The organism is Glycomyces tenuis DSM 44171, assembly GCF_000427885.1.
Taxonomy (GTDB): domain Bacteria; phylum Actinomycetota; class Actinomycetes; order Mycobacteriales; family Micromonosporaceae; genus Glycomyces; species Glycomyces tenuis.
In genome coordinates this window covers 166,255-182,131 of sequence record NZ_ATYW01000014.1, presented here as the reverse complement: position 1 = coordinate 182,131, position 15,877 = coordinate 166,255, and the positions used below count along the sequence as shown (strand labels likewise).

General features: G+C 73.4%; 12 protein-coding genes. 3 read left to right on the top strand and 9 right to left on the bottom strand.

Features of this window, described 5'->3' with window-relative positions:
- Window positions 1–8: 8 nt before the first annotated feature.
- The 6 genes from YWW_RS30910 to YWW_RS36025 form a co-directional block, all read right to left on the bottom strand.
- On the bottom strand, window positions 9–2,495 hold the full coding sequence (locus YWW_RS30910) for a glycoside hydrolase family 97 catalytic domain-containing protein (protein ID WP_051325895.1): 2,487 nt from the start codon (window positions 2,493–2,495) through the stop codon (window positions 9–11).
- 178 nt (window positions 2,496–2,673) lie between these two features.
- Complete coding sequence (locus YWW_RS30905) at window positions 2,674–5,310, bottom strand: glycoside hydrolase family 97 N-terminal domain-containing protein (RefSeq protein WP_051325894.1); 2,637 nt, start codon at window positions 5,308–5,310, stop codon at window positions 2,674–2,676.
- Window positions 5,311–5,455: 145 nt separating this feature from the next.
- The gene (gene rocD / locus YWW_RS0115880; protein ID WP_026930879.1) at window positions 5,456–6,661 is read right to left on the bottom strand and encodes an ornithine--oxo-acid transaminase; all 1,206 of its coding nucleotides are present in this window, start codon (window positions 6,659–6,661) and stop codon (window positions 5,456–5,458) included.
- Between the two features lie 182 nt (window positions 6,662–6,843).
- On the bottom strand, window positions 6,844–7,371 hold the full coding sequence (gene def / locus YWW_RS0115875; RefSeq protein WP_026930878.1) for a peptide deformylase: 528 nt from the start codon (window positions 7,369–7,371) through the stop codon (window positions 6,844–6,846).
- 148 nt (window positions 7,372–7,519) lie between these two features.
- Window positions 7,520–9,175 (bottom strand): copper resistance CopC/CopD family protein, encoded by a 1,656-nt coding sequence (locus YWW_RS0115870; RefSeq protein WP_026930877.1) that lies wholly within the window; start codon window positions 9,173–9,175, stop codon window positions 7,520–7,522.
- Window positions 9,172–9,888: a YcnI family copper-binding membrane protein gene (locus YWW_RS36025; RefSeq protein ID WP_026930876.1), complete on the bottom strand. Its 717-nt coding sequence runs from the start codon at window positions 9,886–9,888 to the stop codon at window positions 9,172–9,174. The genes YWW_RS0115870 and YWW_RS36025 overlap by 4 nt, the downstream gene beginning before the upstream one ends.
- Window positions 9,889–10,760: 872 nt before the next feature.
- Between YWW_RS36025 and YWW_RS0115855 the strand changes: the two genes are divergently transcribed.
- The 3 genes from YWW_RS0115855 to YWW_RS0115845 all read left to right on the top strand — a co-directional run bounded on the left by YWW_RS0115855 (window position 10,761) and on the right by YWW_RS0115845 (window position 12,369).
- Window positions 10,761–11,258 (top strand): DUF2975 domain-containing protein, encoded by a 498-nt coding sequence (locus YWW_RS0115855; RefSeq protein ID WP_026930875.1) that lies wholly within the window; start codon window positions 10,761–10,763, stop codon window positions 11,256–11,258.
- Window positions 11,258–11,470 carry a helix-turn-helix domain-containing protein gene (locus YWW_RS0115850; protein ID WP_026930874.1) on the top strand — a complete coding sequence of 71 codons (213 nt, stop codon included), beginning with the start codon at window positions 11,258–11,260 and terminating at the stop codon, window positions 11,468–11,470. The genes YWW_RS0115855 and YWW_RS0115850 overlap by 1 nt, the downstream gene beginning before the upstream one ends.
- 131 nt (window positions 11,471–11,601) lie before the next feature.
- Window positions 11,602–12,369 (top strand): YqjF family protein, encoded by a 768-nt coding sequence (locus YWW_RS0115845; protein ID WP_026930873.1) that lies wholly within the window; start codon window positions 11,602–11,604, stop codon window positions 12,367–12,369.
- A 14-nt stretch (window positions 12,370–12,383) separates the two neighbouring features.
- Here the strand turns inward: YWW_RS0115845 and YWW_RS0115840 are convergent, their stop codons facing one another.
- From YWW_RS0115840 to YWW_RS0115830, 3 genes are read right to left on the bottom strand one after another with little or no spacing between them, the layout of a single operon-like run.
- Window positions 12,384–13,877 (bottom strand): aldehyde dehydrogenase (NADP(+)), encoded by a 1,494-nt coding sequence (locus YWW_RS0115840; RefSeq protein WP_026930872.1) that lies wholly within the window; start codon window positions 13,875–13,877, stop codon window positions 12,384–12,386.
- A gap of 11 nt (window positions 13,878–13,888) precedes the next feature.
- Window positions 13,889–14,890 (bottom strand): proline racemase family protein, encoded by a 1,002-nt coding sequence (locus YWW_RS0115835; RefSeq protein WP_026930871.1) that lies wholly within the window; start codon window positions 14,888–14,890, stop codon window positions 13,889–13,891.
- A gap of 48 nt (window positions 14,891–14,938) precedes the next feature.
- Window positions 14,939–15,877 (bottom strand): dihydrodipicolinate synthase family protein, encoded by a 939-nt coding sequence (locus YWW_RS0115830; RefSeq protein ID WP_026930870.1) that lies wholly within the window; start codon window positions 15,875–15,877, stop codon window positions 14,939–14,941.

The following is a 15,877-nucleotide window of genomic DNA, read 5'->3' as shown; positions in this document are numbered from 1 at the left end:
TTTCTCCTTCATAGGGTCCGGGCGTCGTCGCCCGGGTGCGGGGTCGGCGTCGGCGGTTCGACCAGGAGTCGGCCGCGGGCCCAGTCGATGTGGGCCGGCGCCGTCTCGTCATCGACGCTGTCCGAGCGCAGGCTCAGGGCGAGGGCCCCTCGCAGGTCGATGTCGACCTCGAGCGGCGGCTCGCCGGAGCGGACCTCGGCGCTGAACAGTTCGACGCCGTCGGCGTGGACGCTCATCCGGGCGGCGGCCCGCGGCGTCTCGTCGTCGACGCCGATGGCGGTGGTGAAGCGGGCCGCCGCGCCGCCGGGGTACAGCTCGATCCGCGACGGCGTCGAGGCGCCGAAGCCGTCGTCGAAGCGCACTCCGGCGATGCTCATGCGGCCCCCGTCGCCGGGGTTGCCGCCGCCGTTGCTCTGGTCGCGTTCGATCGGGCCGCTCTCGTTCGCGAACGCGGTCATGGAGAGCGCCGAGACGCGGTGCGTCCCCGGCGACAGCGGCTTCAGGACTCGGGCGTGGGCGACGAGCGGCACACCGTCGGGGCCGGGCGTTTCGACGGTGACCACGCCGGCGCGGCCGGGGGCGAGCGCGCGCGGGGCGCGGATCTTCCAGCGGCCTTCGCCGAGTTCCTCGGCCGACCAGCCCGGGGCGAGCCGAAGGGTCGCCCGCGGCTCGGTCCGGATGATCGCCTCGCCGTCGGCGGTGGACGACTGGACGGCCGGTTCGACGCGGGGCGCCGTGAGGCGGGGGCGTTCGGCGGCCCGGAAGAGCGGGCGTCCGCGAGGCGCGATGACGGCGGCGAAGCCGCCGTGCTCGGCGAGGTCGACCGCGAGCTCGCCGTCGACGGGGCGCTCTTCGGCGGTGAGGCCGCCGCCGGGGCCGTCGCCGACGATCCAGGCGTCGGCCGGCCCGAGGCCGAGGCGCTCGAGTGGGACGGTGAGGCGGCGGGCCGGGCCGGTGGCGATGCCGCCGACGAACCAGCGTTCGCCCCAGCGGCGGGCGATGACGGCCTCGCGGTCGGGGTCGCCGGCGAGCAGCAGGGTCTCGTCCCAGGCGGGGGCGAGTTCGGCGAGGAGGCGGGCGGCGTCGGGCCGGGCGAGGTAGGCGTCGACGTCGTCGGCGAAGTGGGTGATGCCGCATTCGTAGACGATGGCGAGCGCGAGTTCGTGCGCGTCGCTGGTCGTCCGCCCGGGTGCGCCGAAGGCGACGGGCGTGTAGTCCATCGCGCCGACGACGTTGCGGGTGAAGGGCTGGACGACGTTGTGGGCGGCGGTCAGCGGCGTGTCGTCGTAGAAGACGTAGTACTCGCTGCCCCGGATCGCCTCGTAGCCGATGACCTGCGGCCAGGTCCTGGCCCAGCCGCGCGGGATGACGGATCCGTGGAAGTTCACGTGGAGGCCGAGCCGGGCGGTCTCGGCGAGGATCGCGTCGTACCAGCGGTAGCGGTCCTTCGACTCCGATTCCATGAAGTCGACCTTGATGCCGGCGACGCCCCAGGACCGCCACAGCGCGAGCTTGGCGAGGTTCTCGGGCCCGTCGAGGTCGTGCCAGACGGCCCACAGGTGGACTTGGACGCCGCGGCGGCTCGCGTAGGACACGATCTCGGGCACCCAGGTCTCGTCCCAGCCGCAGTCGATGAGGAGGTGCTCCCAGCCGAGGCGGGCGGCGGCGTCGACGAAGTGCCGCTGGCGGTGGAGCTGCGCGCCGGAGTAGAAGTCCGACCACCACGACCAGGCGGCGCGGCCGGGACGCACCCAGTCGGCCGCGGGGGCGGTGTCGAGGGGCGCGGGCGCGAGTTCGTCGACGAAGCGGCTCTCGACGATCGAGGCGAGGTCGCCGGTGACGAAGACCCGCCAGGGGGTGAGCGGGCCGCGCGTGACCTCGGTGGAGGCGTCGGCGAACGCGAAGGCGAGGGCGCCGTCGGCGATCGCGGCGTGCGCGCCGCTGAAACGGCCGTCGATCCCGGATTCGGTGACGAGCACGTACTCCTCGCCGGTCCGGGCGAGGAGCGGGAGGCCGTAGTCGCCCGCTTCGAGCTCGGCGAGGTCGGCTCCGAAACGCGGCGTCTCGTACCAGGTCTGGTAGTCGAGGGCCCAGATGCGGGCCGAGCGGCCGAGGCGGAGGCGGGTTCGGTCGCCTTCGAGGCGGCGGTGCCCTTCGAGGCGCGCGGCGGCGTAGCGGACGGCTATCCCGTCGGCGCCGGAGCGGACGTGGACCTGCCATTCGAGGCCGCTGCGGTGCGCCAGCTCGTGGACCTGCTCCAGGTGGGCGTACCGGTGGGTCCCGGCGGCCTTCCCGGAGCGCGCGGTCCACTCCTCGGCGATCTCGCGTTCGGCGCTGCCGATGAGCGTCGAGCCTTCGCCGAGGTCGACGCCGTCGAGCCGGACGCCGAGTCCGATCTCCTCGAGGCCGGGCCGCCCGGTGTCCAGGACGACGCGGTCGGCGCGGACGTCGATGCGGGGGGCGCGCACGGGCCCGCTGCTGTTCTCGTTGACCACTTCGTCTCCGTGTTGCCGATGTGACCGGTGGGCACAGTGCGAACCGGCATCTCCGAGGCTAGTGGCCGAGGGGAGCGCCGTGAATGTCCGATCGCACGAGTCGCCTGGACGATTCGCCGCTCCACGGGAGCGCCGGGGAGCGGCGGGTGCCTGCTCCCCGGCTCTCGGACTGGGACGATCAGCGGATGACGGTGATCGCGTCGATCCCGAGGTCCGCGGAGGACGCGCCGGTCACCGTCACGGTGCTCCCCGCCGAGACGAGGTCGAGTCCGACGGTCTCGACCGCGACCGCCTCGTTCGATCCGGTGGCGGTCAGCGCGACCTCGACCGGGTCGCCTCCGTCGACGCTGAGCAGCACGGTCGCGTCCTCGGTGCCGGCGTAGCGCAGCCCGATGGTGTGGTTCCCGTCCTCGGCGACGCTCAGGTCGTTCACGGTGAGCGAGGCGGCGCCGTCGAGGCCGCTCACGAGCTCGCCGCCCGAGCATTCGCCGCACTGGGCGACGGCCGCGCCGCCCGCGAGGATGTTGCCGGGGTCCTCGGCCTCGGTGGAGCGGCTGATCGTGAGCGCGTCGATGTCGGGCGCGTACTCGGACGGGTTGTCGAAGCGGATCGTGTTCGAGCCGGCTTCGAGCGGGACGTCGACGCTCCACTTGTTCACGAACTCCCAGCCGCCGGAGTCCGACAGGACCTCGGTCGGCAGTTCCTCGCCGTTGACGGTGATCCGCACGTTCCTCGGGTCGCCGGAGGTGTAGGTGAAGGTCATCTCGTGCGTGCCGGTCGCTGTCGCGGTGACGTCGTTGAACTGGACCGATCCGCCCTGGCCGAGGTAGCCGACCTTGGCGCCCTCGGAGCAGCCCTTGCAGGCGTCGACCACCGCGCCGCCGGCGAGCGTGTTGCCGGGGTCCTCGGCCTCGTAGCGGGTGTCGTCGGCGCCGATCTGCTCGAGCGGTGTCGTCGACAGGTGCACCGAGACGCCGCCGGTGGCGATCATCGGCAGTGTGAGTGTGTCGCCGCCGGCGACCTCCTGCGTGCTGACTTCGACGCGGCCGTGCTCGTCGTCGGCGAAGACCGTCGCGGTGTAGGTGCCCTCGCCGAGGAAGTCGAGGGGGACGGTGGCGGTGCGGGCCTGGTCGGTCATCGCGCCGATGAACCAGTCCTCGCCGCTTCTGCGGGCGACCGTGATGTGGTCGCCGGGGAAGCCCTCGACCACGCGCGACTCGTCCCAGACCGTCGGCAGGGCGCGCAGCAGGTGCCTGCCGGGCCACTGCTCGTAGGCGGCGGCCGAGTCGGCGTAGTTGACCATCGCGGAGGTGAAGACGACCGACTGGGCGAGCGTGTGCGCCTGGGTCAGGATCGAGTCGTTCTGCGAGATCATCGCCGGGGTGTAGTCCATGCCGCCGAGCGGACCGCGCGTGAACGGCAGGGTCGCGTCGAGCCGCGCGGTCGTCGGCGGCGGGTACTTGTAGTGCTCGGTGCCGGCGACGGCCTCACTGGTGACCAGCCACGGCCAGGTGCGGTTCTCGCCGCCGGGCTTGGTGCTGCCGTGGAGGTTGAGCATCAGCTCGTGCTCGCCGGCAGCCTCGCCGATGGACTGGTACCACTGCTGCACCTCCTGGGAGTCGTCGAGGAAGAAGTCGACCTTGAGGCCGGCGACGCCGTAGGCCTTGTGCTCGGCGACGAGCGGGCCGGCCAGTTCGGGGTTGGCGAAGGGCTCGGCGGTGACCCACGCGAAGACCTTCACGCCGCGCTGCGCGGCGTACTCGCTGATCTCGGGGAGGTCGGTCGCCGGGTCGTAGCAGCAGTCGACGGTGACGTACTCCCAGCCCATCGAGGCGGCGAAGTCGACCATCTGCTTCTGCTTGTCCATGTCGGCGGCGCTGTCGTCGTCGGTGTACCAGGTCCAGCCCGCCCGGCCGGGGGCCACCCAGTCGGCCGCCTCCTCGGCGGGCGGGTTGAGGTGCTGCATCAGGTCGGTGTTGTAGAGGACGTCGAGGTCGGGGGCGATGACCGCGGCCCGCCACGGTGTCTGGAAGGGGTAGGCGCTCTCGATGGGGAAGGCCTGGTCGGGCGTGCGCGCCACCTGGAGCAGGCCGGCGCCCGCGCCGTCGCCTTCGAGCATCGCCGGGGCGTAGCTCGCGTTCGCGTTGTAGACGTTGGCCTCGGAGATGAGGGTGAAGTAGGCGTTGTCGTCGACGGAGGCGAGCAGGGGCATCGTGTAGTCGTGGCCCGAGTTCAGCTCGGCGGCATCCCGGTACAGGTAGTCCTGCTCGTAGTTGCCGTTCCAGTCGGCGGCCCAGCCGCCGGTGCCCTGGGGCAGGCGGAAGCCGCTCGACTCGCCGGTGATCGTCGCCTCGCCCGAGCCGGGCAGCCGGTAGCGGTAGGCGACGCCGTCGTCATAGGCCCGGACGATCAGCTGCACGGCCGCCCCGTCCTTGGTGTACTCGAGGACGAGCTCTTCGGCGTGGTTCCGGTAGGCCGGGTCGGTGCCGGCCGGGAGGGTGTAGCGTTCGTCGATCGTGGAGCGCGACTCGGAGGCGAAGGCGAGCCCCGAGCGGAAGTCGGCCTCGTCGGTGGCGATCCCCAGCGGGGACTCCTCGAAGATCACTGTGGATCTGGCGGTGACCGTGTAGGTGAGCGCGCCGTCGGGCTGTTCGGCGACGGTGAAGGTGACCTCGCCGTTCGGCGAGGTCACGCTGTGGGTCTCGGCGGCGAGGGCCGGCGAGCCCGCGGCGGTCGCGACGATCGGCGCGGCTACGGCCGCCACCGCCGCGACGAGCAGGGCAAGGGGACGCCGGCGTCCCGTGCTGCCTCTCATGTGGAACTCCCTGGTTCGTCCGTCCCGGGCCGAGCGGCGCCGGGCAACTCCGACGCTAGGGCGGACGGGCGTTCGGGAGAACCCGATAATCGCTTACGGGCCTGGACGTTTCGCCTCGAGTGGGCCGGTTCCGGCGATGGGAGCGCTAGGCGGCGTCGATGGCGCGGGCGAGCACCTCGATGCCGTGGTCGATCTCGGCGGGTTCGATGACGAGCGGCGGGGCGATGCGGACGGTCGTGTGGTGGGTCTCCTTGCACAGCACGCCGTCGCGGGCCATGCGCTCGCACACCTCGCGGGCGGTCGGCCCGCCGGGCGCGAGGTCGACCCCCGCCCACAGGCCGCACACCCGCACGGCCTCCACTTTCGACTCGTTGAGCCCGGCCAGGGCCTTCGCGAGGTGCTTGCCGAGGTCGCGGGCCCGCTGCTGCCATTCGCCGGTGGCGAGCATGGCGACGACCTCGCGGCCGACGGCGGCGGCGAGCGGGTTGCCGCCGAAGGTGGAGCCGTGGGTGCCGGGCGCGAAGACGTCCATGACCTTCCTGTCGCAGACCACGGCCGAGACCGGCACGATGCCGCCGCCGAGGGCCTTGCCGAGCAGGTAGAGGTCGGGGCGGACCTGCTCGCGCTCGCACGCGAAGGTGTGCCCGGTGCGGGCGAGTCCGGACTGGATCTCGTCGGCGATCATGAGGACGCCGTGCTCGTCGCAGACGGCGCGCACCGCGGCGAGGTAGCCCGCGGGCGGGACGACGACGCCGGCCTCGCCCTGGACGGGCTCGATCAGGACCGCGACGGTGTCGGGTCCGACGGCCGCGGCGAGCGCGTCGACGTCGCCGTAGGGGACGCGGTCGAAGCCGGGCGCGAAGGGCCCGAAGTCCGCCCGGGCGGTCTCGTCACCGGAGAATCCGACGATGGTGGTGGTGCGGCCGTGGAAGTTGCCGTCGAAGACGACGATGCGGGCGCGGTCGGCGGGGACGCCCTTGCGGGTGTAGCCCCATTTGCGGGCGGCCTTGATCGCGGTCTCGACCGCTTCGGCGCCGGTGTTCATCGGCAGGACGGCGTCCATCCCGCACAGCGCGGCGAGCTCGGCGCAGAAGGGCCCGAGCTGATCGGTGTGGAAGGCGCGGGAGGCGAGGGTGAGCCGGTCGAGCTGGGCGCGGGCGGCCTCGACCAGGCGCGGGTGCCGGTGCCCGAAGTTGACCGCCGAGTAGGCCGAGAGCCAGTCGAGGTAGCGGCGGCCCTCGGTGTCGGTGACCCAGGCGCCCTCGCCGTGGGTGAGGACGACCGGCAGCGGGTGGTAGTTGTGCGCGCCGTATCGCTCTTCCAGCTCGGTCAGCTCACTCGAACGGTTCACAGGCTCCCTTTCACGGCTTGCGGTGGTGCCGCGGTCAGCGGCGCGGACGGATCGGCGGACATGGCCGGCGGCGCCCAGGGCGCGCCCGCTTCGACGGGCACGGACCCGACCGCGGCGATCATAGCGCCGCCGCCGGTGCGGCGGGCTTCGGGAGACGGCGGGCGCCGAGTGGCTCGGGCATGTCAGGCTCCGGGCCTGGCGGTGGGCAGGCCGGCGGCCTCGAGCACCCGCTTGCGGGTCTTCCGGGGCAGGCGGTCGACGAAGACGGTGCCTCCCAGGTGGTCGAACTCGTGCTGGAGGCAGCGGGCGAGCAGCCCGGTGCCCTCGATCCGGACGGGCTTCCCGGCGGCGTCGAAGCCGTCGACGGCGGCGGTCGCGGCGCGGGCGCTGCCGGTGAACTGGCCGGGCACCGACAGGCAGCCCTCGCGGCCGACGTCGAGCTCTCGGGGCGGCGGCGGGAGCTCGAGGACCGGGTTGACGACGGCGGCGACGGTGACGCGGCCGTCCGCGTCGCGGCATTCGACGACGAACACCCGGGCGTCGACGCCGATCTGGTTGGCCGCCAAGCCGACCCCGTCGACCGCGCGCATGCTCGCGAACATGTCGTCGATGAGCTCGGCGAGTTCGGCGTCGAAGGACTCGACGGCCTTGCAGGGCCGGTGCAGGATCGGATCGCCGTAGCGGACGATCGGCCTGGCGGTGCCGCTCACTCGGCCACCGCCCGACGCGCCTGCCGCGCCGCGGCGCGAACCGAACGCGTCTCCACCGTCGAACCCACAGCCGAACCCTTCACCTCGGTGAGCACTGCCGCTGGCATCCTACTATTGCAAGATAGTTGCAATAAGGCCCGGCCCTCCGCTACTCCACCGCGACGGTGAGGCTCGCGGTCTCTGAGGCGTACCGCGAGACGCGGACCTGGACGTCGATCTCCCATGTGCCGGTCAGCGGCAGGTCGAGCACGCAGTGGTACTCGCCGGGGCCGAGCTCGTGGACCTCGGCCTCGACCGGACCGAAGTCCCGCTCCGGCAGCGTAGCGGAGACCACCGGCGCCTCCTCCGGGGCCAGCGGCGCCCCTTGGGCGTCGGTCAGGGTCAGCATCAGCGTGTTCTCGCCGATCGTCCCCGGGTCCAGGTGCGCCTCGACCGCGCCTTCGCCCAGGTCGTCGTGGAGGTGCTCCTCGACGGCGACGTCCGCCGCCTCCGGAGGCTCCTCGGCGGTGGGGGTCAGGTTCACCAGGACGCCGGTCAGCGCGATGACCGCGGCGACGACGGCGGCCTCGACCCGCACGACGCGGCGCAGCCGCGTCAGGCCCGCGCGGGCGTCCTCGGCGCCGCGGACGAGCGGGACGAGCCTGAACCGGTTCCAGCCCGCCAGCCCCAGTGCCACGGCGACCAGGCCGAGCTTGATCAGCAGCGCCCGCCCGTGGTCGGAGCCGAAGAGGCCGTCCCATTCGCGGTGGATCATCAGCGCCATCCCCAGGCCGCTGACGCCGAGCACGGCCACGCTGGCGCCGGCCCAGGTCGAGAAGCGGGACACCACGACCGCCGCGTCCTCGGCGCGACCGCCGCGCCGCAGCCGCCCGAGCGTGATCGCCAGTCCGGCCAGTCCCCCGGCCCAGATCGCCCCGGTGCCCACGTGCACCGCGTCGGAGGCGACCATGAGCCAGCGGGGGCCGAAGGACATCGAGTGGCCGACCAGGAGCGGCCCGCACACCGCCAGCGCGCAGCCGGCCAGGGCCACCGGGGCGGCCCCCGGGCCGCGTCCGCGCGTGACGCACCACAGGGCCAGGCAGAGTCCGGCGGCGGTGAGCGCCAGTGCCGCGACGGCCTCGGTCCGGACGAGGGCGCTCCAGGCGTCGACGTCGACGACGCGACCGAGCGGCTGCGCGGCCAGCTCCAGCGCGCCGAGCGGGACGGCGAGCGCGGCGGCCAGGACCGCGAGCGAGCCGGAGGCGAGCAGGAGCGGGCGCGGAGGGCGGGACGGGCTCAGCTCCCGGGCGATCGCGATCCGGAAGAACACGAGGCCGCAGCACACGAGCAGGCCGAGGTAGTACAGGACGTTGACGGCCTGGACCGCCCAGGGCCACGCGGCGTCCGCTTCGACGGGCGCGGCGGGGGCGGGCGGCGGGGTCTCGGTGCCGACGGCGAAGGACACGACCCCCGCGATGGGGTGGCCGTCGGCGGAGATGACCCGCCAGTTCAGGTGGTAGGGGCCGTCGGCGAGGTCCGCGGGCAGCTCGACGACGACGTCGTCGTCACTGGCCTCGGCGGTGAGCGGCTGCTCTCGGCCGAGGCCGTCGACTAGGCGGATGGACTCGGCGACCGGCTGGACCGGTTCGTTGAAGCTGAGCGTGACCGCTTCGGGGGCCCGGTCGAGCACGATGCCGTTCTCGGGGTCGGTGCCCAGCAGGGCGGCGTGCGCCTGCGCCGACTGCGCGGGCGCGAGCGAGAGGATGAGGGCCGCCAGGACGAGCAGCAGGGCCCGCCCCGGCGGCCGTAGGCGCCGCGCGATCACGCTCGACGACGCCCTCGGGCGAGCGCGAAGGCGCCGAGCAGGACGCCGATGGCGCCCAAGGCCAGCGCGGCGTAGAGGAGCGGGTCGGTCCCGTCCTCGTCCTCCGCGGCGCCGGTGTCTGCAGCGGCGGTCGCTTGGGGCTCGTCGGCCGCCGCGGCGTCGGCGGCGGTCACCTCGATGAACGGCGCCGGGGATTCGAGCTCGTCGGGGTTCTGGCCCTCCTCGGCGATCTCGATCCAGGGGTGCTCGCTCGCGCCGCAGGTCTGGACGACGGGGAAGTGCAGGGTCTGCCCGGCGGTCTCCTCGGGCAGCTGCAAGGACAGCTCGAAGACGTCGCGCAGATCGTCGGGCAGCGGCGTGTGCGCGGTGTAGACGACCTCGCTGACGCGCTCGGTCACCTCGTTGCCGTGCGCGTCGGTGATCGGCTCGGGCAGCTCGGCCATGACCTTCTCGACGTCCCAGGCGGGGTTGACGGTGGGGGTGACGGCGTAGAGCGGTTCGGGCATCTGGATGGCGACGGCGGTGGTGGCCTCACCGTCGCAGCCGTGGGGGACGGAGACGGTGAGCACGGTGTAGGAGCCGGCGACGGTGTTCGCCGCCGAGACGGTGACGTGGGCGGCGGCCGGGTTCGCGAGGCCCAGGGCGGCGAGCGCGGCGGCGGCGCCCACGGCGGCGGTGCGCGCGAGCGCGCGCCGGACGACATTCTTGTGCATTGTGGATTCTGCTTTCTCGGGTGGGCGGCGGCCCCGCCGGGGCCGCCGGAGGACGTGTGCGCTGACGGTTCGGCCCGGCGGCGCGGCGGTCCGCGGCGCCCGAGGGCGCCGACCGGTTCGAGGAGGCCGTGCGGCGCCTCGCGCCTCGGCGGCGCCGTCCGCGGCCGGTTCGCTCGGAGCGGCGGCGGGGCGGCGGGCCCGCTCAGCAGGCCCCTGGCGACGGCGGACAGGCGCGTCCGGAGCCGGGGCAGGGCGGGTTCGACCTTCACCACCCACAGCACCGCGATCACGGTGGCGCCGAAGTGGAGCAGCATCATGACGGCGGTCTGGCGGGAGCCGTGGGCGGCGTGGTGGCCGGCGGAGCTCACCGCGAACAGGCTGTGCAGACTCGCCTGGGCGGCCAGGAAGACGCCGAACAGCCACACCGCTCCGCGGGGCCCCCGCAGGGCGCACAGGTAGGCGGCGGCGCCGATCGGCATGGCCCCCAGCAGGAGGGATTCGGGCGACACGGCCCCGCCGCCGAGGCGGTGCGCCAGGGCCGCGAGGGGAACGCAGACCAGCGCGAAGACGGCGGTCTTGAGGGCCTTGCGGAGCGGTGCGGAGCTGAACACGCCCCAATACTCCCATAATATTGAATTATATCAATACCTAATGCGACGTCGAGGACGTCGCCCGGCGCGGCGTCTCGACGGCGTCGTCCGGCGGCGCGCTCACGCGGCGCGGCCGGATCCGGCGGCCGGGCGCCCGGCCAGGAGCTCCCGCGCCGGGCGAAACGCGCTTCTCGGCGACGTTTGCCGCGTGTACTCCCCAGATCGTGCCGCAAGCCCGAAGGACCTATTGAAACTCGATCGATTTCGATCGAGAATAGATACATGCATCATTTCATCGTCAACATGCTCCGCCTTGCCGTCGGCATGGCGATCCTCCTGGGGCTCTTCGGTCAGATCGTCGTCATCCCCGGCATGGCCGCCGAGGAGGTCGAGCGCTTCCCACCGTACGAGCCCTACGCCGCACCCTATGTGGCGATCGCCGTCCTCGGCGTCGCCTGCGTCCAGGTGGCGCTCGTCGCCGTGTGGATGCTGCTCGGCCTGGTCGGCCGCGGCACGATCTTCACCCCGCGGGCCTTCCGGTGGGTCGACACCGTCATCGGCGCCGCGGCCGCCGCGACGCTGCTGGCGATGGGAGTCTGCGTGCACCTGTTCGTGGACGACATCCCCTCCCCCGCCGACGGCATGGAGCTCCTCGGCGCCTTCGGCGGCGCGCTCGCGTGCGTCGGCGGAGGGGTCGCGTTCATCATGTTCATGGCCGTCATGCGCAACCTCCTGCGCAAGGCGACGGACCTGAAAGCCGAGATGGCCGAGGTGGTCTGATGGCGATCATCGTCGACATCGACGTCGAGCTCGCCAAGCGCGGCATGAGCGTCGGCGAGTTCGCCGCGGCCGTCGGCATCACGCCCGCCAACATCGCGGTGCTGAAGAACGGGCGGGCGAAGGCCGTGCGGTTCTCGACGCTCGACGCGATCTGCCGGACCCTCGACTGCCAGCCCGGCGACATCCTCCGCCGGGTGCCCGACGAGGACTGAGACATCCGCGCGCACGCCGATCGGGCGGCGGCCGAGGCCGCCGCCCGATCGGCCGCCCCGTCCGCTGTGGACGGGCGCTCCGGAGGAGCCCGCCCCTGATTCGACGCCGCCTCGCCTGGTACGTTTCCGGCATGGCAGCAGCCGTGACGCGTCCCGGGGCCCTCCTCACCGCGCAGTGGCGCCGACTGGTGATGCTCAACTACGAAGTGGACCCGGCGGTGCTCCGGCCGCGCGTCCCCCGCGGCGTCGAGCTCGACGCGCACGACGGCCGCCACTTCCTCAGCGCGGTCGCCTTCCAGTTCCTCGACACCCGGCTGCTCGGCGTGCCGGTCCCCTTCCACCGCGACTTCGACGAGATCAACCTGCGGTTCTACGTGCGGCGCCGCGCCGACGAGGGCTGGAGGCGCGGGGTCGTCTTCGTCAAGGAGATCGTGCCCCGCCGGACCCTGGCCGCGGTGGCCCGCATCGCCTACGGCGAACGCTACGTCGCGCGGCCGATGCGCCACCGGATCAACCTCCCCGGCGAGGCCCGATCCGGCGCGGACGCGCCGGAGGGCCTCGTCGAGTACTCGTGGCACGAGCGTTCAGGCCCGCAGCGCGTCAGGGCGACCGTCTCGGGCGCCGCCGAAACGCCCGCCGAAGGCTCCCACGAGGAGTTCATCACCGAGCACTACTGGGGTTACACGGCCCGGCGGCACGGGGCCGCGGTCGAGTACCACGTCACCCACCCCCGCTGGAACGTCCGGCGGGCCGACGACGCCGCCCTCGAATGCGACGTCGAGGCGGTCTACGGCCGCGAGTTCGCACCGCCGCTCGCCGCGGCGCCGGCTTCGGCGTTCCTCGCCGACGGCTCCGCCGTCACCGTGCACCGGCCGACGAGGATGCGGGCCCGCGGCTGACCGGGCCGGCGGTGTCACGCCGCCGCTCGGCCGCCCCACTCCGACGACTCCCCGGCCGGGGCGATCCGCTGCGGCACGCCCCACGGGTTGTCGTCGCGCAGCGGCGGCGGAAGGAGCTCGGCCGGCGCGTTCTGGTAGGCCACGCCCTGCACGAACCGCGCGATGGCCGCCGTCCCGACGCTCGTGCCGCCCGAGGTCGTCGCGGGCCACGGCCCGCCGTGCTGCATCGCGGGGGTCACCGCGACGCCCGTGGGCCATCCGTCGAACAGCACGCGGCCCGCGTGGCGCGCCGCCGCGCGCACCAGGCCCGCGACGTCGTCGCCGTCGGCGCGGTGCACGGTGACGGTCAGGTTGCCCTCGAAGAACTCCCCCAGCAGCTCCGCGAAGTCGGTCCCGTCGGGGACCTCGACGAGGACCGTGAGCGGGCCGAAGCACTCGTCGAGGAGCGTGCCGAGGCCGACGCGGAGGTCGGCGACGGCGACGGCGACGATCGTGGGCGTCACCCAGCCCTGGCCGCCCTCGTCGGTGCGCACCGATCCGGCGTGGACGACGCGGACGCCCGCGGTGCCGAGGATCTCCTCGCGCCGCCGCACGTAGCCTTCGGCGATGCGCGGGTTGAGCATCCGGTGCTCCTCGACCTCGGCCGAGGCCGCGGCGATCGCGTCGTCGAGGCCGTGGCCGGCGGGAAGGAAGACGAAACCGGGCTTGGTGCACAGCTGCCCGGCGGAGCCGCCGACGCTCGCGACGAGCCCGGCGGCGATCTCGCCCGCGCGTGCGGCGAGGGCGCCGGCGGTCACGAAGACGGGGTTCACGCTGCCGAGCTCGCCGTAGAACGGGATCGGGTCCGGGCGGGCGGCGGCGATGTCGGCGAGCACCCGGCCGCCGCGGACCGAACCGGTGAACGAGGCGGCCTTGACCAGCGGGTGCCGGAGCATCGCCGTCCCGGCGTCCTGCCCGGCGATGAGCTGCAGCGTCCCCGAAGGGAGACCCGCGCCTTCGAGCGCGGCGGCGACGACCTCGGCGGTGCGCTCGGACAGGAGCGGATGGCCGGGATGGGCCTTGACGATGACGGGGTTGCCCGCGGCGAGGGCCGCGGCGGTGTCGCCTCCGGCGACGGAGAACGCGAACGGGAAGTTGCTCGCGGCGAAGTTCAGCACGGGCCCGACCGGCTCGTTGACGCGGCGCACGTCGGGCCGGGGCCCGAGCGCGAAGTCGGGGTCGGCGCGGTCGATCCGGGCGTCGAGGTAGGCGCCGTCGACGACCGTGTCGGCGAAGAGCCGCAGCTGGACGGCGGTCCGCTTCAGCTCGCCGCGCAGCCGGGCCTCGGCCAGGCCGGTCTCGCTCATCGCGAGCGCCACCAGGTCGTCGGCCTCGGCCGTGATCGCGTCCGACGCGGCGACGAGCGCGGCGGCGCGGGTCGCGGGGTCGATCCGCGCGAGGGCGCGCGCCGCCTCGTCGGCGGCGCTCGCGATCGCCTCGAGGCGGTCTGCAGGCGTCTGCTTCGTCATCAACACTCCTCTTAGAACTGGAATCCCGAAGGGAAGGGGTCGTCGGGGTCGAGCATGTACTGGGCGGTGCCGGTCACCCACGCGCGGCCGGTGATCGTGGGGATCACGGCCGGCGTCTCGCCCACGGAGGTCGCCCCGACCAGCCGCCCGATGAAGCGGGTGCCGATGAACGACTCGTTGACGAAGTCGGTCTCGAGCGCGAGCTCGCCGCGCGCCCACAGTTCGGCCATCCGGGCGGAGGTGCCGGTGCCGCAGGGCGAGCGGTCGAACCAGCCGGGGTGGATGGCCATCGCGTGCCGCGAGTGCGCAGCGGTCGAGCCCGGCGCGATGAACTCGACGTGGTGGCAGTGGTCCAGGCCGGCGATCTCCGGATGCACCGGCGGGGCGGTCTCGTTGATCGCGTCCATGATCGCCAGGCCCGCCGCGAGGATCTCCCGCTGGCGCGAGCGGTCGAACGGCAGGCCCACGTCGTCGAGGTGGACCATGGCGTAGAAGTTGCCGCCGAAGGCCATCGAGTACGGGACGGTGCCCAGCCCGGGCACCTCGACGCTCGTGTCGAGCGCGTCGACGTAGCTCGGCACGTTCTCGATGGTGACCGACTCGGCGTGCCCGTCCGCGACCGCGACCCTGGCGGTGACCGGCCCGGCGGGCGTGTCGAGCCGGATCTCGGTGACGGGCTCGACGACGGGGACCATGCCGGTCTCGACGAGCACGGTCGCGACGCCGATCGTGCCGTGCCCGCACATCGGCAGGCAGCCGGACACCTCGATGTAGACCACGCCCCAGTCGCAGTCGGGGCGGCTCGGCGGCTGGAGGATCGCGCCGCTCATCGCCGCATGGCCCCGCGGCTCGTCCATCAGGAAGCGCCGCAGCTCGTCCATGTGCTCGATGAAGTACAGGCGCCGCTCGTTCATCGTCGCGCCGGGGACGGGGCCGACGCCGCCGGTGACCACGCGGGTCGGCATGCCCTCCGTGTGCGAGTCGACGGCGCTGATCAGCCGTGTCGTTCTCATGATCCTCCGATCGGGAGAGGCCCGTGCGGTGCACGGTACCCCGGCCCGCTAGTTGGCACCGGCGGCGGCGTGGACCCGTTCGGCGTGGTCCAGGGCGCGGCGGGTGTCGCGGACGACCTGCTCGCGCTGGGACTCCGAGAGCGGCCCGCGCGGCGGGCGGGTCGGACCGCCGTAGGTGTTGCCCGCGACGTCCATGGACAGCTTGATCGCCTGGACGAACTCCGTCTTGGAGTCCCAGCGGAACACCGGCACCAGGCCGGTGTACAGCTCGCGCGCCTGCTCGATCTTCCCGGCCCGGACGAGCTCGTAGATCTCGACGGCCTCGCGGGGGAAGGCGTTCGGGTATCCGGCGAACCAGCCGGTCGCGCCGACGACGAGCGACTCGAAGAGGAGGTCGTCGGCCCCGGCGATGACGTCGATGCCGCAGCGCTCCTTGATCTCCAGGACGCGGCGGACGTCGGTCGAGAACTCCTTGACGGCCACGACGTTCTCGAGCTCGTGGAGTTCGGCGATGAGCTCGGGCGTCAGGTCGACCTTCGTGTCGATCGGGTTGTTGTAGGCCATGATCGGCAGGCCGACCTCGTCGACCTTGGCGTAGTGCTCGAGCACCTCGCCGCGGTTGGCGCGGTAGATCGTCGGCGGGAGCAGCAGGACGCCGTCGGCGCCGTCCTCCGCGGCGTGCTCGGCCCACTGGACCGCCTGGTGCCAGCCGACGCCGTGGACGCCGGCGACGACGAGGCCGCGGCCCGCGACCGTGTCGACGGCGACCTGCACGACCTTGCGGCGCTCCTCGTCGGTCAGGGAGGAGTACTCGCCGAGCGAGCCGTTGGGGCCGACGCCGCGGCAGCCGCTGCGGATGAGGAAGTCGCAGTGCTCGGCGAACTTGTCGTAGTCGACCGCGAGCCCGGCGGGGGCCTTCGGGTCCTCCTTGAACGCCAGCGTCGTGGCGACGATGACGCCGCCGAGGTCGAAGTTCTTGTCAGTCAT

Bases quoted from the DNA above. Each gene is read 5' to 3' on its own strand.
- YWW_RS0115855 (WP_026930875.1), top strand. From the start codon at position 10,761: ATGCATCATTTCATCGTCAACATGCTCCGCCTTGCCGTCGGCATGGCG.
- YWW_RS0115845 (WP_026930873.1), top strand. From the start codon at position 11,602: ATGGCAGCAGCCGTGACGCGTCCCGGGGCCCTCCTCACCGCGCAGTGG.
- YWW_RS36025 (WP_026930876.1), bottom strand. From the start codon at position 9,888: ATGCACAAGAATGTCGTCCGGCGCGCGCTCGCGCGCACCGCCGCCGTG.
- YWW_RS30905 (WP_051325894.1), bottom strand. From the start codon at position 5,310: ATGAGAGGCAGCACGGGACGCCGGCGTCCCCTTGCCCTGCTCGTCGCG.
- YWW_RS0115850 (WP_026930874.1), top strand. From the start codon at position 11,258: ATGGCGATCATCGTCGACATCGACGTCGAGCTCGCCAAGCGCGGCATG.
- YWW_RS0115835 (WP_026930871.1), bottom strand. From the start codon at position 14,890: ATGAGAACGACACGGCTGATCAGCGCCGTCGACTCGCACACGGAGGGC.
- YWW_RS0115840 (WP_026930872.1), bottom strand. From the start codon at position 13,877: ATGACGAAGCAGACGCCTGCAGACCGCCTCGAGGCGATCGCGAGCGCC.
- YWW_RS0115830 (WP_026930870.1), bottom strand. From the start codon at position 15,877: ATGACTGACAAGAACTTCGACCTCGGCGGCGTCATCGTCGCCACGACG.